At 62.3% G+C, this 19,010-nt stretch carries 19 protein-coding genes; 8 read left to right on the forward strand and 11 right to left on the reverse strand.

Annotated features, from left to right (window positions below):
• Positions 1 to 76 precede the first annotated feature (76 nt).
• Positions 77 to 1,036 (reverse strand): Dyp-type peroxidase, encoded by a 960-nt coding sequence (locus ABH945_RS25575; protein WP_429252377.1) that lies wholly within the window; start codon positions 1,034 to 1,036, stop codon positions 77 to 79.
• Between the two features lie 541 nt (positions 1,037 to 1,577).
• On the opposite strand from ABH945_RS25575, the gene ABH945_RS25580 reads away from it, so the two are divergent.
• The gene (locus ABH945_RS25580; protein WP_074767802.1) at positions 1,578 to 1,844 is read left to right on the forward strand and encodes a hypothetical protein; all 267 of its coding nucleotides are present in this window, start codon (positions 1,578 to 1,580) and stop codon (positions 1,842 to 1,844) included.
• A 60-nt stretch (positions 1,845 to 1,904) separates the two neighbouring features.
• Here ABH945_RS25580 and ABH945_RS25585 read toward each other — a convergent pair whose 3' ends face one another.
• The 3 genes from ABH945_RS25585 to ABH945_RS25595 form a co-directional block, all read right to left on the reverse strand.
• Positions 1,905 to 3,281, reverse strand: a complete 1,377-nt coding sequence (locus ABH945_RS25585) for an ATP-binding protein (protein ID WP_429252378.1) — start codon at positions 3,279 to 3,281, stop codon at positions 1,905 to 1,907.
• Positions 3,278 to 3,991 (reverse strand): response regulator, encoded by a 714-nt coding sequence (locus ABH945_RS25590; RefSeq protein WP_429252379.1) that lies wholly within the window; start codon positions 3,989 to 3,991, stop codon positions 3,278 to 3,280. Before ABH945_RS25590 ends, ABH945_RS25585 begins: the two co-directional genes overlap by 4 nt.
• Positions 3,992 to 4,065: 74 nt before the next feature.
• A complete protein-coding gene (locus ABH945_RS25595) occupies positions 4,066 to 4,359 on the reverse strand; it encodes a hypothetical protein (RefSeq protein ID WP_074767796.1) in 294 nt (97 codons plus the stop codon).
• A gap of 394 nt (positions 4,360 to 4,753) precedes the next feature.
• On the opposite strand from ABH945_RS25595, the gene ABH945_RS25600 reads away from it, so the two are divergent.
• The gene (locus ABH945_RS25600; RefSeq protein ID WP_429252380.1) at positions 4,754 to 5,092 is read left to right on the forward strand and encodes a hypothetical protein; all 339 of its coding nucleotides are present in this window, start codon (positions 4,754 to 4,756) and stop codon (positions 5,090 to 5,092) included.
• Between the two features lie 508 nt (positions 5,093 to 5,600).
• Positions 5,601 to 5,807 carry a hypothetical protein gene (locus ABH945_RS25605; RefSeq protein ID WP_429252381.1) on the forward strand — a complete coding sequence of 69 codons (207 nt, stop codon included), beginning with the start codon at positions 5,601 to 5,603 and terminating at the stop codon, positions 5,805 to 5,807.
• A gap of 102 nt (positions 5,808 to 5,909) precedes the next feature.
• On the opposite strand, the gene ABH945_RS25610 is transcribed toward ABH945_RS25605, so the two are convergent.
• Together ABH945_RS25610 and ABH945_RS25615 are read right to left on the reverse strand one after the other, a co-directional pair.
• Positions 5,910 to 7,160: an arsenic transporter gene (locus tag ABH945_RS25610; RefSeq protein ID WP_074767790.1), complete on the reverse strand. Its 1,251-nt coding sequence runs from the start codon at positions 7,158 to 7,160 to the stop codon at positions 5,910 to 5,912.
• Between the two features lie 173 nt (positions 7,161 to 7,333).
• Positions 7,334 to 8,377 carry a GGDEF domain-containing protein gene (locus ABH945_RS25615; protein WP_074767788.1) on the reverse strand — a complete coding sequence of 348 codons (1,044 nt, stop codon included), beginning with the start codon at positions 8,375 to 8,377 and terminating at the stop codon, positions 7,334 to 7,336.
• A 237-nt stretch (positions 8,378 to 8,614) separates the two neighbouring features.
• Here ABH945_RS25615 and ABH945_RS25620 point away from each other — a divergent pair, with 237 nt between their 5' ends.
• The 4 genes from ABH945_RS25620 to ABH945_RS25635 all read left to right on the forward strand — a co-directional run bounded on the left by ABH945_RS25620 (position 8,615) and on the right by ABH945_RS25635 (position 11,512).
• Positions 8,615 to 9,169, forward strand: coding sequence for a cytochrome b (locus tag ABH945_RS25620; protein WP_429252382.1), 555 nt, complete (start codon positions 8,615 to 8,617; stop codon positions 9,167 to 9,169).
• A 114-nt stretch (positions 9,170 to 9,283) separates the two neighbouring features.
• Positions 9,284 to 9,871 carry a YceI family protein gene (locus ABH945_RS25625; protein WP_429252383.1) on the forward strand — a complete coding sequence of 196 codons (588 nt, stop codon included), beginning with the start codon at positions 9,284 to 9,286 and terminating at the stop codon, positions 9,869 to 9,871.
• A 60-nt stretch (positions 9,872 to 9,931) separates the two neighbouring features.
• Positions 9,932 to 10,519: a YceI family protein gene (locus ABH945_RS25630; protein WP_074767784.1), complete on the forward strand. Its 588-nt coding sequence runs from the start codon at positions 9,932 to 9,934 to the stop codon at positions 10,517 to 10,519.
• 321 nt (positions 10,520 to 10,840) lie between these two features.
• Positions 10,841 to 11,512 carry a hypothetical protein gene (locus tag ABH945_RS25635; RefSeq protein WP_429252384.1) on the forward strand — a complete coding sequence of 224 codons (672 nt, stop codon included), beginning with the start codon at positions 10,841 to 10,843 and terminating at the stop codon, positions 11,510 to 11,512.
• A 35-nt stretch (positions 11,513 to 11,547) separates the two neighbouring features.
• Here the strand turns inward: ABH945_RS25635 and ABH945_RS25640 are convergent, their stop codons facing one another.
• Positions 11,548 to 12,300 (reverse strand): carbonic anhydrase family protein, encoded by a 753-nt coding sequence (locus tag ABH945_RS25640; protein WP_429252385.1) that lies wholly within the window; start codon positions 12,298 to 12,300, stop codon positions 11,548 to 11,550.
• Positions 12,301 to 12,872: 572 nt separating this feature from the next.
• Here ABH945_RS25640 and dinB point away from each other — a divergent pair.
• Complete coding sequence (dinB, locus tag ABH945_RS25645; RefSeq protein WP_429252386.1) at positions 12,873 to 14,042, forward strand: DNA polymerase IV; 1,170 nt, start codon at positions 12,873 to 12,875, stop codon at positions 14,040 to 14,042.
• Here the strand turns inward: dinB and ABH945_RS25650 are convergent.
• The 4 genes from ABH945_RS25650 to ABH945_RS25665 form a co-directional block, all read right to left on the reverse strand.
• On the reverse strand, positions 14,009 to 15,466 hold the full coding sequence (locus tag ABH945_RS25650; RefSeq protein ID WP_074767776.1) for a heavy metal sensor histidine kinase: 1,458 nt from the start codon (positions 15,464 to 15,466) through the stop codon (positions 14,009 to 14,011). The genes dinB and ABH945_RS25650 overlap by 34 nt on opposite strands.
• Positions 15,463 to 16,149 (reverse strand): heavy metal response regulator transcription factor, encoded by a 687-nt coding sequence (locus ABH945_RS25655; protein WP_074767774.1) that lies wholly within the window; start codon positions 16,147 to 16,149, stop codon positions 15,463 to 15,465. The genes ABH945_RS25650 and ABH945_RS25655 overlap by 4 nt, the downstream gene beginning before the upstream one ends.
• A gap of 78 nt (positions 16,150 to 16,227) precedes the next feature.
• The gene (locus tag ABH945_RS25660) at positions 16,228 to 17,739 is read right to left on the reverse strand and encodes an efflux transporter outer membrane subunit (protein WP_429252616.1); all 1,512 of its coding nucleotides are present in this window, start codon (positions 17,737 to 17,739) and stop codon (positions 16,228 to 16,230) included.
• Between the two features lie 23 nt (positions 17,740 to 17,762).
• Positions 17,763 to 18,986 (reverse strand): efflux RND transporter periplasmic adaptor subunit, encoded by a 1,224-nt coding sequence (locus ABH945_RS25665; protein WP_074767772.1) that lies wholly within the window; start codon positions 18,984 to 18,986, stop codon positions 17,763 to 17,765.
• Between the last annotated feature and the right edge of the window lie 24 nt (positions 18,987 to 19,010).

Raw genomic sequence — 19,010 nt, forward strand, 5'->3', positions numbered from 1 at the left:
GAGCCGGTTTTATCCGGCTGCCGGCATCCAGCCAACGGCAAATCTCACACATTCACGAGCATTCCACCCTCGCAACTCACCCATTGCTCGCCGGCTTGCGGTCCGCCAGCTGCTCGAGCAACGGTTCAGACGGAACAAAAAACAGCCCACCGGTCACCGCGCGGCTGTAATCGAGCAGCCGGTCGTAGTTGCCGGGCGGACGGCCCACGAACATGTTCTCAAGCATCTGCTCGGTCGGCTCCGGCGAGTTGGCGTAACCGATAAAGTAAGTGCCGAACTCGCCCGCGCCGGGTCGGCCGAACGCCATGTTGTGGCGCAGGATCTTGACTTCCTGCCCGTCCTTCTCGATCGTCGTCAGCGAACTGTGCGACGAACTTGGCTTGACCGATTCGTCGAGTTCGACATCCGAAAGCTTCCTGCGGCCGATGATGCGCTCCTGCGCCTCGACCGGCAGCGTTTCCCACGCCTCCATGTCATGCAGATACTTCTGCACGATCACATAACTGCCGCCCGCGAAACCGGGATCCTGATCGCCGATCACCGCGAAGTCGAACGCTTCGCGCCCGCGCGGATTCTCGGTGCCGTCGACGAAACCCACCATGTCGCGCAGATCGAAATAGCGGAAGCCGTGTACTTCGTCGACCACCGTGACCGCGCCTTTCAGACGCTGCATCAACAACGCGGCGAGTTCGAAGCACAGGTCCATGTGATCCGCGCGAATGTGGAACAGGATGTCGCCCGGCGTGCCCACGGCGCGGCGCTTGCCCTCGCCGAATTCGCGGAACGCGTGCAACGACGCGGGACGCGGCGTGCCGAAGAGCGCGTCCCACGCGGCGGAGCCGAATCCGCAAACACACGACAGGTCGGCCGTCGGCGCGCGTGTGCCGACCGCGCGGACCAGCCCGGCGATGTCGGGGCACAAGCCGCGTACAGTGTCCGCGTGATCGTCGCCGGGCGTCAGCGTGGCGACGATGAAAATGGCGCTACGGGTAATGGCATTGCAGACAGCTTGCGGTTCTGGAAGGTCATTAGGCATCGGATGGCAGCTCTCGACACGTTGGCATCCCGGCATAAGCAGGACGGATGTTGGAGGACGCAAAAGCGCGCTGGGCGGTGACGCCCCACAAGGTTAGTGGATTCCATAAAACGGCGCGAGGTGGATCACGCATGGCGTGGCGGCGGTTCACAGCGGAATCGCCAGAATCGACTCGCCGCCGGCGCGGGGGACGACACAATGAAAAAGAAGCTTGGGAGACTCGCCGTTTGCGGCGAAGCGCGAGCGCGCTAGCGTGACGCAGCATGCGCGTGTGCTCAGCGAGCCGCCATCGCTTCGCAAGGTCTCATCCACGCGACGAATCGCGTATTTCATCTGCCCGCCGGCAATGCGGCCTATATTGAAGCTAACGAACCTTCGCGCTCCCGCCCGGCCCGGCCCGCTGCGCCCCGCGCCCCGCTACGTCGATCTGCGCAGCACGCGCGCATGCGGTTATGATGCCGGTCGCGCACCTTTTCCGCGTAGGGTCCGAAGTCGCTTACCAAGCGCGCTCGACGCACTATTTTCAGCCACGAGAACCATCATGCCTGCCCAACACGACGAAGCTTCTCCTGCCAGCACGACGCCGGGCGCGGCCACGCGCAAGACGCTGAGCATCACCGTGCGCAATCTGATGATGGTCGCCATCGGCTTCGGGGTTTTCGCGATCGTCGCGACGGTCGTGCTTTACAGTACGTTCATGTACGGCGACCCGATTCCGAACTTCGGCATCATCCTGATGCTGACCGTGCCGGTGATCGCGGGCGTGGCGTTCCGCGTCGGCCTGGATGCGTACCTGGATCGCGAGTGAACCTGCGAGTGGCGACGCCGGATGTCGGGCGTCGACACTACAGCCGCGGCCGAATCATCGTCACCCGGTTTTGACCGGCAACACCACCCACACCTCCAGTCCGCCGCCTTCGCGCGCATGAAATTGCAGGCTGCCGCCATGCAGTCGCGCGATCCGCTCGACAATCGACAGCCCCAATCCCGTGCCGCCGCTATGCGAGCGCGCATTGCGCCCGCGCTGAAACGGCGCTTTCAGCTGTTCCAGTTCCTGCGCCGACAGCCCCGCGCCGCGGTCCCCGACTGCGACGATCGCCGTCTGCCCGTCTTCCTCGCCGGTTTTGGCTGTGGTCGTCACCCAGCTTCGCACCGCCAGCCCCGTCTTGCCGTACACGATCGCGTTCTGCATCAGGTTCATCAGCAGTCGCATCATGCTGATCGGCCGATACGCCAGCACCGGCAGCGCCCCAAGCGACAACTCGAACTCGTGCCCAAGCCCGGCGAAATCGCCCGCCAGCCGCTCGATCAGCGCGTTCAGATCGCCGGGCTGCGGCTGCTCGCGCTCGCCGCTGCCCGCGTAGTCCATGAACTGTTGCAGGATCGTCTCGATCTGGTCGAGATACGACTCGGCGGCCACCACGAAACTGCTGTCGCTGCCGTCCGGCATCGCCATCGCCATCGACAGGCGCAGCTTGGTCAACGGCGTGCGGATGTCGTGCGAGATGCCGGCCAGCATCAGCGCGCGCGTCGCCTCGGCCTCCTGCAACGTCTGCGTCATCTGATTGAAAGCACGGCTCACGGCGGCGATTTCGGTGGGACCGTCGGTCGGCAACGGCGCGGGCGTTTTGCCCGCACTCACATGACGCGCCGCCTGGGTCAGTTCATGCAGCGGCTCGTTCAGATGAAGCTGGATCGCGTAGCCCGCCAGCGCCGCCAGCGCGCCCAGGCCGAGCGACAGCACGATCGCCGCTTCGAGCCCGCTGCTCTGCGCGTCTTCGGGAATCGGCAACGCGATCCAGTACGGCGCGTGCGGATCGTCGGCGGGCGCGTGCATGCGGATCCACAGCCGCTGGCCGCCCTCGGTCTGCCAGCGCGCGGGCATGTCGGCGGGCAGATGCGCGCGCAGGCTGTCGAGAAACACATCGCGCTGATACGTGCGATACGCGCGCGCGACGCTCGGCGGCGGCTCGGACGCGCTCGCCGCGGGCGGTTCCGCGCGCGCGTCGAGGCGCGTCGTCAACGCAGTGCGCGCGCCGGACGGGGTCGCTTCGAGCAGGTTGTCGAGCGTCGTCACGTAGGTGGCGAACACGGTCGCCGCGCGCTCCACGCGAGGCCGCTGCACGTAATGCAGCAGCACGGCGAGCGAGCAGATCTGGCTCAGCATCACGAGCACGATCAGCAGCGCGATATTGCGCGCCAGCAGCGTTCTCGGCAGAAGCCTGCGCAATAGTGGACGCGTCATGAGTCGACATCCGCGACCAGCATGTAGCCGACGCCCCACACGGTCTTGATGAAACGCGGCTTCGACGGGTCGTCTTCGACGATCTGCCGCAGCCGCAACACCTGCACGTCGATGCTGCGATCGAGCGCGTCGTGATCGCGGCCCCGCGCACGCGCCAGCAGATTGTCGCGGCTCACCGGCCGGTTCGGCGACGACGCCAGCGCCACCAGCAGCAGCATCTGCGCGGAATGAATCTCCAGCAACTCGCCCGCGCGTGACAGCTGCTGCTTGCCGACATCGACGGTGAAGTTGCCGAAGCGCACGCTTTGCGACGTCACAGTGACATCGCCCGACGCCATTTTCTGACGCCGCAGCAGCGCATTGATGCGCGCCACCAGTTCGCGCGGCAGGAACGGTTTGGCGAGGTAGTCGTCGGCGCCGGTTTCGAGACCGACCACGCGGTCGAGCGGGTCGCCTTTCGCGGTCAGCATCAGAATGGGCAGCGTCTGCCCCTGCTCCCTTAGACGTGCGCAGATTTCAAGGCCGTTCTCTTCGCCGATCATCAGATCGAGCACCAGCAGATCGAACGGCTCGCGCTCCAGATAACGGTCCAGACGCTTGCTGTCCTCGGCGACGCGCACCTCGAAACCGTGGCCGCGCAGAAAACGCTGCAGCATGTTGCGCAGTTCGGCTTCGTCGTCGAGCACGATGATTTTGGCGGGGCGATCCATGCGAAAGCTCCTTGGGTTCAGGCTCTTCAGAACATACCGCAATCCTCGGCAGACAGCGCGCAAATGCTCCGGGCTCAGTGCGCTGCGCCGCGTTCCTGCGCGAATGCCTCGATTTGCGGCAGCGTAATGTAACCCGCTTTCTGCGTGTCGATTTCGTCGAAATGCTTCGCGACCATCGGCATGCCGGCCGCCGCCTGGTCGCGGGTGAGCTTGCCGTCGTGCGTGGTATTCGCGTTGGCGAAACGGTTTTGCAACTGCTGGATCATGCGCTCCATACGCTGCGGATTGCCGCCTTGCGGCGCCATGGCCTGAGCGAACGTAACGGTGGATGCACAGCACAGCAACGCGGCGGCGATGAACTTTTTCATGACTGACTCCTTCGATTGAGCCATCGGGCGTCGCCTGCCTTGTGCCGCGATCCGTTCGATGACAGGCCGAATTCTTGGCGAAGCGCCGATGGTTGGCAATTGCAGAATCATGTCGAGTTATGTCATGAATTTTTCGCTGATGCGAACGGGTGATGTGCGTCTGCTGCGCTTCGCATCGAGGCTACGGTGGCCGCTGCGCATGACATCGAATGAAATGAGTTTGTGATGCCGTTTTGCGTGTGCGTTGCGTATCTTTCGTCTGCCGGTGCTGCCGATGTCGTCAGTGCCGCAGCGGCCACGAGCCTGTTTCCGCGCCAAGAGCGCCCTTCATACCGAACCACCCGGCACGCTTCTTCAACCGAAGATGCGTCGCCTCATGCATCAGGAGTTTCCCGTGACTATCCGTCTCGCCTGCGCTTCGACTTTCACCGCCCTGGGCCTCGCCTGTTCATCGACGGCGTTTGCCCGTGTCGTCGTCTACATGCCTGTTCCGGTCATCTACGCACCGCCCCGGCCGCTTGACTATCCGGTGCCGGTCGATCCCGTGTATGTGACGGCGCCTCCGCCAGCGGCAGTTGCCGTCGCGCTTCCGGGTGTAGCGATTACGCCTTCATCGCCGGTCAAGCCGATGCCGATGTACACCAACGTCGTCGTGGCCGCACCGACGAACTATGCGGTCGTCCCCGCCCCCGTCGTTACCTACGCTCAACCGTTGATGGCGGTGCCGCGCTAGCCGAACTTTTCGACGCGTTTCCCGCGAGTCCGCCGACGGCGAACGACAGCGTTTGACCCGCTGCCTGCAATCAGGACCGTTGCCTCAGGATAGGACATGCGTCAGACAAAACCGCCTGGTGGATTCCCGTTATCGCAATTCGTGATCAAGGCCGATGTGTGCGTGAACGACACCGTGTTGTTATTGCACGGCGTACGCGGTCGTGGGGTGAACGTGATTATTTGTCCGACGGTTTTGGCCCACATCGATCACGGTCGACACGTTGGTATCGCGCTTCGCGTCAAAGGCAAAGCGGGCGGAGTTCGGCGGTAAACCGCAGACAATTTGCGCGTCAGGACCAGGTAGCCGCCGACGCAAACTATCCGCCACGGGAATGCGATTTGCTCGATACCCCGAGATAAACACGCGGATCGATGCGTATGACCAGAGCGTCTGTCCGTCCAGCCGTCAGGCTCGAGCGCGCTATCGAGACGCCTCCTTGCCAGGCCCACTTCTGCGGAAACATCAGATGAGTTATCAGGACATAGACAAAGAGATTGCCCACCTCGAACTCGTGTTCGGCAAGATCTCTACGCGCGATCGCTTTCCACTGTCGTACTGGCATAAGCGGCTGCTCGCGCTGCACCGTTCGGCGATGATGCCCGCGCAACGCGCACGCGTCGTGCGTCTCGAAGCGACGCTGCGTGCTTTGGGGGAGTCGCGCGAAACGGTTTGAGCCGGCGGTGGGTTTGAGTGTGAGCGGCGGCCGGACATCAAAGCCGCAGTTTCAAACACCTCGGTCTGCCTACGCAAACTCCCATGCGACCCGCACACTCGCTCAGCCAGTCAGAACCCGCGCCCCCAGCGCCAGCACTAACGCGGGCACCATCACCAGCACGCCGACCTTCAGAAACTTCATGAAGCTCACGTCCTCGCCTTCGCGGCGAATCGCGTTGAGCCAGAGGATGGTCGCGAGCGAACCGGTGATCGACAGATTCGGGCCGAGATCGACGCCGATCAGCAATGCGTCTATTACGCGCTCGGGACTATGCGCCTGCATCACTGTCGAACTGGCGATCAAACCCGCCGGCAGGTTGTTCATCAGATTGCTGCCGAACGCGATGATCGCGCCCGCCCAGCCGGCGGTCGCCATTTCATTGTGTTCGGTCGCGCGGCGCAGCACCGTGGAGAGCGTAGTGATCACGCTGGTGTAATCGAGCATCTGCACCAGCACGAACAGCGCGGCGACCAGCGGCAGCACGCTCCACGAAATCTCGCGGATCATCGGCAGCGGCGATTTGCGCTCCTGGATCAGCACGACCAGCGCGGTCAGCGCGCCGAGAATCGCGGTGGGCAGACCGAGCGCGATGTCGTACGCGGAAACCGTCAGCAGGACAACCGCGGTGACCGCGATTCCGGCCAGCGCAACCCGTCCGCTCGACGACAGTTCGACCGCGTCGAGATTCGCCTCGCAAGTGCCGGCGAGCGCGTCGCGCTGGGTCCAGCGCAGCATCGCGTAAGTGGCGGCGATCGACAGGATCGACGGCAACGTGAAGCGCATCAGCCATGCGCCGAGCGCGGGCGTGTGATTGCCATACAGCACGATGTTGGCGGGATTCGAAATCGGCAGCACGAAACTGGCGGCGTTGGCGACCAGCGCGCAGACGAACAGCAGCGGCAGCGGCGGCGTCTTCGCTTTTTTGGCAGCGGCGAACACGGCAGGCGTGAGAACCACGGCGGTCGCATCGTTCGACAGAAATGCGGTGATCACCACGCCGACCAGGTACACGAGCACGAACAGCTTGCGCGGCGAACCCTTCGCGTGATTCACCGCAAGCACCGCGACCCAGTCGAACAGTCCTTCACGGCGGCCGACTTCGGAGAGCACCATCATGCCGAACAGGAACAGGTAGACGTCGGTGCCCTTGCCGATCGCCTCGATGGCCAGATGAACCGGCAGCAATCCGAACAGCACCAGCAGCAGCGCACCCGCGACTGCCCAGATCGCCTCTGGCCATTTGAACGGCCGGGTGATCACACCGGCGGTGGCGACGGCGGCAATGCCCCACGAAAGGAAAACGGAATTCACAGCGCAAGCCCAGGTTTATTGTTGATTAGCGGTTGATAACCGGTTGATCTTTGGTTGGTCTGCGGGCGCGATGCCTGCACACAGCATCACGCCTGAATCATTGCGGCCCGCGCTTGCGGTTGCAATCGACATGCCTGCAACCGCGCCCTGGCCGATGCGTCGCGCGACGCCCGCTATGCCACCCGGTTCACCGCTGCGATGCAATCGCGGCCGTTGTCTTTCGCGAGATACAACTGGGTATCCACGAGATTCACGAACGCGATGGGATCGCCCGAACCGTCGGGAATCACGCTGCCCACGCCGAAACTCGCGGTCACGGTCTGCCGGAACGGCGAGCGCTCGTGGGCGATTTCCGCGGCGCCGATCCGGTTGCGGCAGCGCTCGGCGACTTGCCGCGCGGCGTCCGCGCCGGTATTCGGCAGGATCAGCACGAATTCCTCGCCGCCGAACCGGCCGACGAAATCGCCAGGACGCACCGCGTCGCTCAACAAGCCGGCCACGCGCTTCAGACACTCGTCGCCCTGCACGTGTCCGTAATAGTCGTTGTACGACTTGAAGAAATCGATATCGACCATGACAAGCGACAACGGCGCGCCGTGACGCTGCGCGGCGTTCCATTCGCGTTGCAGCACCGCGTCGAATTCGCGGCGATTGCCGACTGCCGTGAGACCGTCCTTGAATGACAGCGCTTCGAGTTCGCGTTGCAGTTCGGCCAGCTTCTCCTCGGTCTTCTTGCGCTCGCTGATATCGAACATGAAGCCCACCAGCGACTCGACCTCGCCGCGCTCGTCGCGCACCACATGCACCACGTCGCGCAGCCAGACGTAGTCGCCGCGGCTCGTCAACGCGCGGTAGTCCGCTTCGTGATCGGTGCCCGCCTTCGACTGCGCGACGCAGAACTCGACCACCTTGTCGCGGTCTTCGGGATGCATGCGGGCAGCCCAGTCCTGCACGGTTTTCCAGCTCGACGGCGTCCAGCCCAGCAAGGCTTCGATCTGCGGGCCGATGTAGGCGAACGCCATGGTCGCCCAGTCGATCTTCCACGGAATGGCCTTCGTCGATTCGAGCAGCGTGCGGTAGACGGCCGCGTCGTGTTCCATGTAACCTTCGACGCCCGTCGAACCTGAAGCGGCATCGGCCGGCGTGTCTGCCTGATCTTTATCGTGCCGCAAGAAATCCGCGCCGAGCCCGGCCGGCTGCTTTCCAGTGCTATTCATGGGTGAACGGTCCTTAAGACGATTTAACGGCAAATTACCACAGCACTGTGTCCGGCCAATTGTTTGCGGCTTGATGTGTTGCCGGGAAGCGGGCGGCTAACTTCGATTCAGGTCAGCCGAAGAACCATTAACGTCACGCCGACAACAATCTGTTCCCTTCTGCCCGCCTATTCAGTTTTCATTGGCGTCCCTACCATTCGCACTCATTCGCCTTACCTTGCGATCGACGAACACACAATGAAATCACGTCCCTCTGCTTCAGAACATTACAACGGCATTGCCATTGCACTGCACTGGCTGATTGCGGCGCTGATTATCTGCGGCTTTTATATCGGCTGGATCATGACCGATATTCCCGGCTTCACGCCGACCAAGCTGAAGTATTTCTCCTGGCACAAGTGGATCGGCGTGACCGTCTTCGTTCTCGCGGTGCTGCGCGTGCTGTGGCGCGCCACGCACCGCGCGCCGCCGCTCGACAGCGCTACGCCAACGTGGCAGAAGGCCGTCGCCCATTCGGTGCATGGCCTGCTGTATCTGCTGATGCTGGCGATTCCGCTGTCCGGCTATTTCTACAGCTCGGCAGCCGGAATTCAGGTCGTATATCTCGGCATCGTGCCGCTGCCGACGATCATCGGCCCGGACCAGGCGCTGAAAGCCACGCTGCGCACCGTCCACGTATTGCTGAATTACACGCTGCTGGCGCTGGTCGCCATGCACGTCGCGGCGGCACTCAAGCATCAATTCGTCGACCGGGACGGATTGCTGGCGCGAATGATGCCGTTTTTGAAGTGAAGCCGTTGCTCAACGATCGGCCTCGAGCGGCTTCGATTGGCTCCGGCCTGTTGGCAATCTAATTCCCGGCAGTGCGCAATTAACGCACACGGGTTCGATAGGATGCGTACCACCATGAAATCGACCATCTTCCACTCCGCCCGTCACAGCGCTTCCCGCGCGACGCTCGCCGGCATTGCCGCCCTTTCGCTGTTCGGCACGGGCCTCGCGCATGCGGACGTCGACCTCGCCAAAAGCAGCGTGATCGCGACGACGAAACAGATGAACGTGCCCGTCGACGGCAAGTTCAAAAAGTTTTCCGCGCAACTGAATTTCGATCCGGCGAAGCCGACCGCAGGCAGCGCGAACGTGTCGATCGACACCGCCAGCTACGACCTCGGCGCCGACGACTACAACAAGCAGGCGCAAGGCAAGGAATGGTTCGACAGCGCCGCATTCCCGAACGCGACCTTCGTCTCCAGCGCGATTGCGCCGGCGGGCGGCAATCAGTACAGGATCACCGGCAAGCTCACCATCAAGGGCAAGTCGCAAACCGTCGTCGTGCCGGTCAGTATTGCGAGCAACGGCGCCACGCAAACCTTCGACGGCTCCGTGCCGATTAAACGCTCGCAGTTCGATGTCGGCACCGGTGAATGGAAAGACACGTCGGTTGTCGCCGATGAAGTGGTTATCAAATTTCACATTGTCGCTTCGAAGAAGTAACGCATCGAAGCCTCACTGAATCGAAGCATCGCAGTATTTTTCTGATATCTGGAGAACACCTTGAAGAAACAATTTTTGCTCGCCACCGGCGCATTGGCTGCTGCACTGTCGTTTAACGCAATCAGCGCGATGGCTGCCGACACGTATCAGCTCGATCCGACCCACACGTACCCGAGCTTCGAAACCGACCACTTCGGCGGCGTGTCGATCTGGCGCGGCAAGTTCAAGAAAAGCAGCGGCACCGTGGTGCTGGATCGCGCGGCCAAGACCGGCACGGTCGACGTGACGATCGACATGACTTCGGTCGATATCGGCAACGACAAGCTCGACGCTGAACTCGTCACCGACAAGTTCTTCGACACCGCGAAGTTCCCGACTGCCGAGTACAAGGGCACGTCGATCCGCTTCAAGGGCGACACGCCGGTGGAAGTGATCGGCACGCTGACGATGCACGGCATCACGAAGCCGGTGAACCTGAAGATCGAATCGTTCAAGTGCTTCCAGAACCCGATGCTCAAGCGCGAAGTGTGCGGCACGGAATCGACCGCGACGTTCAATCGCGACGACTTCGGCGTCGACTTCGGCAAGACTTATGGCTTCAAGATGAAGACCACGCTGCATATCCAGGCTGAAGGCATCAAGCAATAAAGGCGGTTTCTGTCGGCTGATTTCTGGCTGATATACAGGTTGCGGCAACGCGTCGGCAAAGACCGGCTAGTTGCCGCAACCGCTCCATCCGGCTACGATCCCTTTCAACGGATAGCCCTTCAAACAGGACCTTTTCTGCGCGGAACGCCGGATTGAAGCGGCGGTTTGGCAGGACTTACAGGTCATAAATTCCGCTTTCGTTCCATCGCAAAACTTGAGTGCGAATAACCGCCTCAAGCGCCCGCTTTTCCCTCCATTGATACGCAACGCCCGCTCGTAAAGTCGTCGGCAAGGAAATGATTCCTGTCTGGAGACGGTGCGATGCAACAGGTAAAAAATGCGGTTATGTCCGCGACGATCGCTTCGATCGCGGCGGCCGCGATCGCGCTGCCGGGCGCGGTGAACGCGCAGGAAATCTATGTCCACGGTGGCACGCTCGGTGCCGGTGTCGGCGGGGCGCTGTCCCTGAATGCATGGAGCGGCGTGCATGCGGAAATCGAAGGCTTCGCCCTGTCGCATTCATTCGATGTCGACGGTAACCGCTACGACGGCCATCTCAAACTGCTGCAAGGCGGTGCCTATCTCGACCTGTTCCCGTTTGCGTCGAGCGGATTTCGCGTGACGGCGGGCGCGTTGATCAACGACAACCGCCTGAGCGCGCAGGCACAGCCAAACGCGCAAGGCGAGTTCAAGATCGGCGACGACTTCGTGCCGGCCGTGGGACCCGCGCCATCCGCGACCGCCACGCTGCCGCGCGTGATGCCGTACCTCGGCATCGGCTATGGTCACAAACCTGCTTCGAAGGGCTTCGGGCTGACGTTCGATCTGGGCGTCGCCTATGGCCGTCCGCGCACGACATATAACGTGCCGGCCATTTATTCGATGCTGACGTCACAGGCGAACATCGATCAGGAAGAGCAGAGCATCAGCAACAAGCTTTCGCGCTACAAGCTTTATCCTGCGGTGCAGATTGGGCTGAGCTACCGGTTTTGAATGGATCTGGGCGGGTCGCCTCTCTCAAGCAAAACTCAACTGAGAAATTCGACTTTGCCAGTATTGAGGTGATACATCGATCCCACCATCTTTATCTTCCCGTCTTTTTCCATCGACGCGAGAATGTCGCTGCTTTTGCGCAGATCGCCGATCGTGTTCAGTACATTGGATCGCGCGACCTGATCCACGAATTCGATATTGCTGCCGCTTCTGTCGCCGTCGTATTTCGTCGCGTCTATCGCCGGCTTTATCTTTGCGAGAAGTCCGGTCAGATTGCCGAGCTTGACATTGTCAATGGCGCCCTTGATCGCACCGCAACTGGTATGGCCCATCACGAGCACGACTTTCGCGCCCGCTGCGGCACAGGCGAATTCCAGGCTTCCGGCCAGATCGTCATTGGCAATATTGCCGGCAATACGCGCATTGAAGGTCTCGCCAATACCCGAATCGAGAATGAGTTCGGCAGGCGAGCGCGAATCGATACAACTGAGAATGACCGATGACGGAAACTGTCCGCTGGCGCTTGCGCGCTTTTGCGCGAGGTAGTCATGTCGTTGCGCTGTGCCTGACACAAACCGCTCGTTGCCGCGCTTCATTGCTGCAATGATTTGATCCGGCGTCATGCTGTCGCGCTCTTTTTGCGTGAGCGCAGCGGCGTGGGACATGCGCGGAAAAGCCAACCCGAGTGTGCCAAGCGTTGCTGCCGTCGCCATGCCGAATCCCACTTTTAACATTTGACGACGATCAGGTTCTTCGCAATTCAGACAACGGCATTGACCGCGATTCATATGGACTCCGATAAACGTGGACGGGTAGGCGCAAAGTCAAGTCTAGGGCGTTTTTCCATATTTCCAAGCGCATTTCAAACGTACTGCAATGAGTTGCGCTGCACGGTCTATCTTGGGTTGCTTTATCTGGGTTGACTCTGAAGCGCTCAGATTTCCTGCGGCAAAAACCAGCGCGGAGAACCTGCAACGAATGTTGCGCTTCATGCTCGCTGAAAGCGCTGTGTAGTGAAGGAGTGTCGACGAAAAGCGGCCAGCATTACGCGTCTCTATTCATCTTAGAGAGCGGCGGTTTGTGAGCGGCATGGAAGTCTATGGGTGTGCGGGAGATGCGCCTCCTGAACTACCTCGAGAAGATGCGCTTCGGCCATTCTCTTCCGATGCTGGCGAATCACGCGCGATCTCCTGAATACCAGTAAAATACTGTATAAATACACAGTCCACCAGATTCCGATTGCGTCCCACGGCGATATGCGTCAAACCCCTGTTGTGTCCAGCAACACACCCAAAACCCCCAAGCAACGTTACGTACGGACATTGGTCAATATGTTGTGCAGTGTGGCGGTACAGTCGTCGTGAGCAGTCAGCCCCTACGTCGCATCGCGCATGTCGACATGGATGCTTTCTATGCGTCTGTAGAACTGCTCCGCTATCCCGAGTTGCGTGGCCAACCCGTTGTCATTGGCGGCGGCCGCAATGCCGCACCCGAGCTCCTGTCCGATGGCACGCGCCGCTTCGCCAAACTCCGCGATTACGCGGGGCGAGGTGTCGTGACGACATCGACGTATGAGGCGCGAGCGTTCGGCGTGTTTTCGGCGATGGGCATGATGAAGGCCGCGCAACTCGCGCCCGATGCGGTCCTTCTACCCACCGATTTCGACTCGTATCGACGTTACTCGCGCCTGTTCAAGGACGCAGTGCGGACATTCACAGACCAGATCGAGGACCGCGGAATCGACGAGATTTTCGTCGACCTCACTCTGGCGGAGGGTGAATCGCATGTGCTCGGCGCTCGTATCAAGAACGCGGTTCGGGAGGCAACCGGCCTGACCTGCTCCATCGCAATTGCGCCGAACAAACTGCTTGCAAAGATCGGCTCCGAGCTGGACAAACCCGACGGGCTGACCATCCTCTCGATGTCGGACCTCGAGTCACGCATCTGGCCGTTAGCGGCAAAAAAGATCAACGGCATTGGGCCGCGCGCCAGCGAGCGTCTGGCCGGCCTCGGCATTGTGACGGTAGGTGACCTGGCCTCAGCCGACCTCGGGCTGTTACAGGAAAACTTTGGACGAACCTACGCTGCATGGCTGGCGCGAATAGCGCACGGCGAGGATGACCGTGAGGTCGTCGTGTCGTCGGAACCGAAATCGATGAGCCGCGAAACCACCTTCGAACGAGATCTGCATCCGCGTCATGATCGCCCGGCGTTGTCCAGTTCGTTCACCGGGCTATGCGTGCGGGTCGCCGAAGATCTGGTGCGGAAAGGATATGTGGGCCGCACGGTGGGCATCAAACTGCGTTATGACGATTTCCGCACCGTCACGCGCGACCTGACGCTGGACGAGCCTACCGCCGACGCCGCCGAAATCCGGCGCGCGGCAACTGAGTGTCTACGCAGAGTGGAGTTGAACCGCAAGCTGCGGCTGCTTGGCGTGCGCGTGAGCGCGTTGACGCCGGCCAGCGCGGTCACGCCCAAACCGCGCCTGCCGGTTCAGGCCGACTTGCCTTTTGCCAGCGACGAATAACCCGCCGCTTGAGCCGTCCCACCAGCGTCCGGGCGTGCCGCGTGCAACTCGCTTTCCACCTGCGACGCCGCAACCGAAAACGCAAACGTATTGATCCCGTGTGCGCTATGCGCCGACACCGTGCCGCGATGCATCTCCGCAATCGCCTTCACGATCGCGAGACCCAGCCCGTGATTTTCACGGCTATTCGTGCGCGAGACTTCGGCGCGATAAAAACGGTCGAACAGATGTTCGAGAATGTCCGGCGGAATCGGCTTGCCTGGATTGGCGACCTCGACGCGCACGCGCTCGTCCTCGCGCACGATCGTCACGCTGATCGCCACACCTGGCTCGCAATGCTGGATCGCGTTCATCAGCAGATTCGTGCACGCGCGGCCGAATAGCGAACGGTTGACCCGCGTCATCGCGTCGCCGCGCAGCGTGGCGTGCACGCGTGCTTCTTCGAGCGGTATCTCCAGAAACTCCAGCGTATGCGCGACCTCGGCGGCCAGCGACACGTCGATCAGGCCCGTCGCCCGTTCGCCCTGATCGGCGCGCGCGAGGAACAGCATGTCGTTGATGATCGCGCGCATTCGCTCGAACTCTTCGAGATTCGATTGCAGCGTATGACGCAGATCGTCGACCGTGCGATTGCTGCGCGTCAACGCAACCTCGGTCTGACCGATCAGGATCGTCACCGGCGTGCGCAACTCATGCGCGACATCGGCGTTAAACGATTCGAGCCGGCCATACGCGCCGTCCAGCCGTTCGAGCGCACCATTGAACGAATTGGCGAGGTCGTTCAGTTCGAGCGGCAACGACGCGGTGTTCAGACGCTGCGAGCGATTGTTCGGACTCACCGCCGACGCATCGCGCGTCAAACGTGTCAGCGGTTCGAGGCCGATTCGCGTGACCGAGTAGCTGAGCAGCAGCACGGCGAGACTGCCGAGCGCCGACAGCGCGGCGAGCGCCGAGCCGAACACGCGCATGGTCCGCACATTGGGCGAATAGCTGACGCCCACCTGCAACTGGACTGTGGGACGCGCGGCGCTGGCCGGTATCGTCATCGTGGCGATCAGCATGTCGGGGCCGCCGTCGGCGGGTGTCACGCGCTGATAGCCGCCGGGCCAGCTACGCACGACCGTGCCGACCACCGGCTGGCCGTAGTGGAAGCCGGGGTCCGTGCTGGTCGCCGCATACACCGTGCTGCTGTCGTGCGGCGTCATGTCGGTGAGTTTTTCGCGGACCATACGCCACTTTTCCGGCGTGACTGCGTGAAACACGATGATTCGCGCGATCTGCGTGCGGTCGTCGAGCGATTCGCGCAAATGATGTTCGAGTTGCGTGCGCAACACGAGGAACAGGCCGGTGCCCACCAGCGTGAACACGAATAGCGCGACAAACGCGAACATCAACGCAAGGCGGCGGGCGATCGACCGGTTCATGATTGCTCCGCCTCCTCGCGTACTTCGAGCACGTAGCCCATGCCGCGCACGGTGTGCAGCAGTTTCGACGGGAACGGGCCGTCGAGTTTCGCGCGCAATCGCTTGATGGCGGTCTCGACCACGTTGGTATGGCTGTCGAAATTGACGTCCCACACGAGTTCGGTAATGGCCGTCTTCGACAGGATGTCGCCTTGCCGGCGCGCCAGCACGCTCAGCAACTGAAACTCCTTGGCGGTCAGATCGAGGCGTACGCCGTCGCGCGTCGCACGGCGGCCAATCAGATCGACGAACAGATCGCCGACCGAAATCAGCGTCGATTCCTGCGAACGCGTGCGACGCGCAAGCGCATGCAGCCGTTCGACCAGTTCGAGGAAGGAGAAGGGCTTCGTGAGGTAGTCGTCCGCGCCTTCGCGCAGGCCGCGCACGCGGTCGTTCACGTGATCGCGCGCGGTCAGCATGATGACCGGGGTCGACTTGCGCATGCGCAGCGCCTTGAGCACGCTGAAGCCGTCGCGCTTGGGCAGCATCACGTCGAGGACGATCACGTCGTAGTCGAACTCGGTGGCCAGATGCATGCCCTCCTCGCCGTCCAGAGCGATGTCGACCACCCAGCCCTGTTCTGTCAAACCGGAGCGCAGATAGTCCACGACCTTGTGCTCGTCTTCAACAATCAGCAATTTCATGCGCGTCCCCTTGAATTTGCATTATACGAAACGCCCTGAATTTCCTCCTGCTCGCCGGCAATCATCATCGCGCGCGACTCACCGTGCGGGAGCCATCGCCTCCTTCGAATCATTGGGTTGGTTGTTGGGCTGGTTGCCGGCCGGTGCAGCCGACACCTCGGTGCCCGCCTCCCAGCCACCGCCGAGCGCCTTCACCAGCGACACCGACAGCGTCATCTGCTGGCCATGAATCTGCACGTCCTGGCGTTCGCTGGTGAGCAGCGACTGCTGCGCGGTGATCACATCCAGATACGCGACGAGGCCGCCTGAATAGCGGTCATTGGCGAGCGACAACAAACGTTGCGCATCGGCCACCGCTTCGTGCGACTGCGTTGCCGCGCCGTCCAGCACCGACAGTCCGGTGATGCCGTCCTGCACCTGCTGGAACGCGGTGAGCACCGTCTGACGATAGTTCGCCTCGGTGGCCTTGTAGCCCTCGCTCGCATATTTGACGTTGGCCGCGCGGCGACCGCCGTCGAACAGAACCTGGCCGACCGTCGCGCCGAGCGTCCACATCAGCGTGGGCGCGCTCAGCAGGCTCGCGAACTGCGTGCTTTCCCAGCCGATGCTCGGCGTCAGCGTCAAACTCGGGAAGAACGCCGCCTTGGCAACGCCGATCTGCGCGTTCGCGGCAGCCATTGCACGTTCCGCCGATGCCACGTCGGGCCTGCGTTGCAAAACATCGCTGGGCACACCGAGCGGAATCGACGGCACTTTCACGTCGAGCACTTTCGGTGCGATCGCGAACTGCGGCGCGGGCACGCCAACGAGTGCTGCGATCGCGTGTTCGTATTGTGCGCGCTGATTCAGCAGCAGTTGCGCCGACACCCGCGTCGAATCGAGCAGCGACTTCTGCTGCAATACGTCGAGCCCCGACACCGAGCCGAGATCGTGCTCGGAGGTCACGTAATCGAGCGCCTTCTGCTGCAATTTCACGGCCTGATTCAGCACGTCGATCTCGGAATCAAGTTCGCGCAGCGAGAAATAATCGGTGGCGAGATCGGTGGTGAGCACGAGCCGCGCGTTCGCGAGATCGTCCGCCGATTGTTCCGCCGACGCCTTCGCGCCCTCCACCTGCCGACGTATCCGGCCAAATAGATCGGTGTCGTAGTTGATGGTCGGACCGAGCTGCACGTTGTTCTGCACCGTCGACATGGTCGGCGTGTCGTAATTGGTCAGCGGACGGTTCTGCGAAATCCTGAAGCGCGAGGCCTGCGCGCCGAAGTCGACTTCGGGAATCCGCTGCGCGCTGGTGTTCGCGAGCGTCGCCTTGGCCTGCTCGTAGTGCGCGCTGGCGGCGGCCAGCGTCTGATTCTGCGCGAGCGCCTGGGTCTCCAGCGTGGCGAGCATCGGATCGCCGAAGCCGCTCCACCAGTCGGGCGAAACAGGCGCGTGCGACGGCGCGCCGACCCGCCAGTACGAATCGGTTTGCCAGGTGGGCGGCACGTCGGCCTGCGGTCGCGCGTAGTCCGGGCCGACCGTGCACGCGGCCAGCGACAGCGCCACGCCCGCAATGCCTGCGACGCTCACCGCGCCGCCGACGGCGCTGATTGCCCGGCGTGTGCCCACGTACTTCACGACGCCTCCTTGCCGTTCTTCTGCGGCTGCGCGATCTGCACGTGGTCGCCGTCCGCAATCGAATCGCTCGGATTGATGATGACCTTGTCGGTCGGCTCGATCCCGCTTTCGATTTCGAGCGACTGCCCGAGGTCCTGCGCGATCACGATCTTGTGCAATGCCACGTTGCCGTTTGCATCGACCACGGCCACACGCGGACCTTCGGCGCGGAACAGCAGCGCGTTGCCCGGCACCATCATCCGTGCATGCGCGACGGCGGGCACCGCCACCTGCACGTAAGCACCGGGGCGCAGTTTGCTGTCGGGATTCGGCAGCGTCACTTCGATCTGCAGCGAGCGGGTCGGCACGTCGATCGCGCCGGAAATGTGCGTGATCGTGCCGTGGAATTGCTGACCCGGCAATTCGGCCTGGGTCACCACCACGTTCTGTCCGACCGACACGTTTTGCGCGTAAGCCTGCGGCAATTGCACATACACCCGCAACGGGTCCGACTGCGCGAGCGCGAACAGCGCGCGGCTCGTGCCGCTGCCCGCGTCGATCAGGTCGCCGACATCGACGTTGCGCTGTGTCACCACGCCCGCGAACGGCGCGACGATGCGCTTGAACGATTCGAGTTGCTGCAGACGCTTCACGTTGGCATCGGCGGCGGCGAGGTTTGCGACGTCCTGTGTGTACGTGCTTTGCCGCTCGTCGAGTTCCTGTTGTGAGACGGCGTCGCGCTGACGCAATTGCTGCCAGCGATCCAGCGAGCTTTTCGCAAGGCCCAGGCTTGAACTGGTCTGCTGGCGCTGCGCGAGTGCCTGCGCGAGTTCCTGATCGATTTCAGGCGTGTCCAGTTCGGCGAGCAGTTGCCCCTGCTTCACGCGTGCGCCGATATCGGCGTACCAGTGCAGCAGATAACCGGTGGAACGCGCGTAAATCGGCGACTCGACGAAGCCGCGCAACGTACCCGGCAGCAGTGTGTCGCCGCCGCCCTGGGTCTGCGTGGGGGTCACGACGTTCACGTACTGCGTGGCGTTCTGTTTGGTCGTCGCGGAGACGGAACGGCTTTGCAGCACGTTGGCGATCACGCTGCGCAACGCGCCCAGCGCAAGCAGCGCCAGCACGATCCAGATAGCGATCTTCGCGCGTTTCCATTCGCGGTTGCGCGGTGGCAAAGCGTGCCCCCCTTCGGTGTCTCGCGAGGGGATCGCCAGCGATGCATGAGTTTTTTCGGTCATCTCAGTCAGCCATCTCAGTCAGCC

Source organism: Paraburkholderia sp. GAS333, from assembly GCF_050435665.1.
In the GTDB taxonomy this organism is placed as follows: domain Bacteria; phylum Pseudomonadota; class Gammaproteobacteria; order Burkholderiales; family Burkholderiaceae; genus Paraburkholderia; species Paraburkholderia fungorum_A.

What these genes read in the sequence shown, in the direction of transcription:
- ABH945_RS25655 (WP_074767774.1), bottom strand. Translation starts at nt 16,149, where the DNA reads ATGAAATTGCTGATTGTTGAAGACGAGCACAAGGTCGTGGACTATCTG.
- ABH945_RS25580 (WP_074767802.1), top strand. Translation starts at nt 1,578, where the DNA reads ATGCCTGCCCAACACGACGAAGCTTCTCCTGCCAGCACGACGCCGGGC.
- ABH945_RS25640 (WP_429252385.1), bottom strand. Translation starts at nt 12,300, where the DNA reads ATGAATCGCGGTCAATGCCGTTGTCTGAATTGCGAAGAACCTGATCGT.
- ABH945_RS25605 (WP_429252381.1), top strand. Translation starts at nt 5,601, where the DNA reads ATGAGTTATCAGGACATAGACAAAGAGATTGCCCACCTCGAACTCGTG.
- ABH945_RS25625 (WP_429252383.1), top strand. Translation starts at nt 9,284, where the DNA reads ATGAAATCGACCATCTTCCACTCCGCCCGTCACAGCGCTTCCCGCGCG.
- ABH945_RS25665 (WP_074767772.1), bottom strand. Translation starts at nt 18,986, where the DNA reads ATGACCGAAAAAACTCATGCATCGCTGGCGATCCCCTCGCGAGACACC.
- ABH945_RS25595 (WP_074767796.1), bottom strand. Translation starts at nt 4,359, where the DNA reads ATGAAAAAGTTCATCGCCGCCGCGTTGCTGTGCTGTGCATCCACCGTT.
- ABH945_RS25635 (WP_429252384.1), top strand. Translation starts at nt 10,841, where the DNA reads ATGCAACAGGTAAAAAATGCGGTTATGTCCGCGACGATCGCTTCGATC.
- ABH945_RS25590 (WP_429252379.1), bottom strand. Translation starts at nt 3,991, where the DNA reads ATGGATCGCCCCGCCAAAATCATCGTGCTCGACGACGAAGCCGAACTG.
- ABH945_RS25650 (WP_074767776.1), bottom strand. Translation starts at nt 15,466, where the DNA reads ATGAACCGGTCGATCGCCCGCCGCCTTGCGTTGATGTTCGCGTTTGTC.
- ABH945_RS25620 (WP_429252382.1), top strand. Translation starts at nt 8,615, where the DNA reads ATGAAATCACGTCCCTCTGCTTCAGAACATTACAACGGCATTGCCATT.
- ABH945_RS25585 (WP_429252378.1), bottom strand. Translation starts at nt 3,281, where the DNA reads ATGACGCGTCCACTATTGCGCAGGCTTCTGCCGAGAACGCTGCTGGCG.
- ABH945_RS25575 (WP_429252377.1), bottom strand. Translation starts at nt 1,036, where the DNA reads ATGCCTAATGACCTTCCAGAACCGCAAGCTGTCTGCAATGCCATTACC.
- ABH945_RS25615 (WP_074767788.1), bottom strand. Translation starts at nt 8,377, where the DNA reads ATGAATAGCACTGGAAAGCAGCCGGCCGGGCTCGGCGCGGATTTCTTG.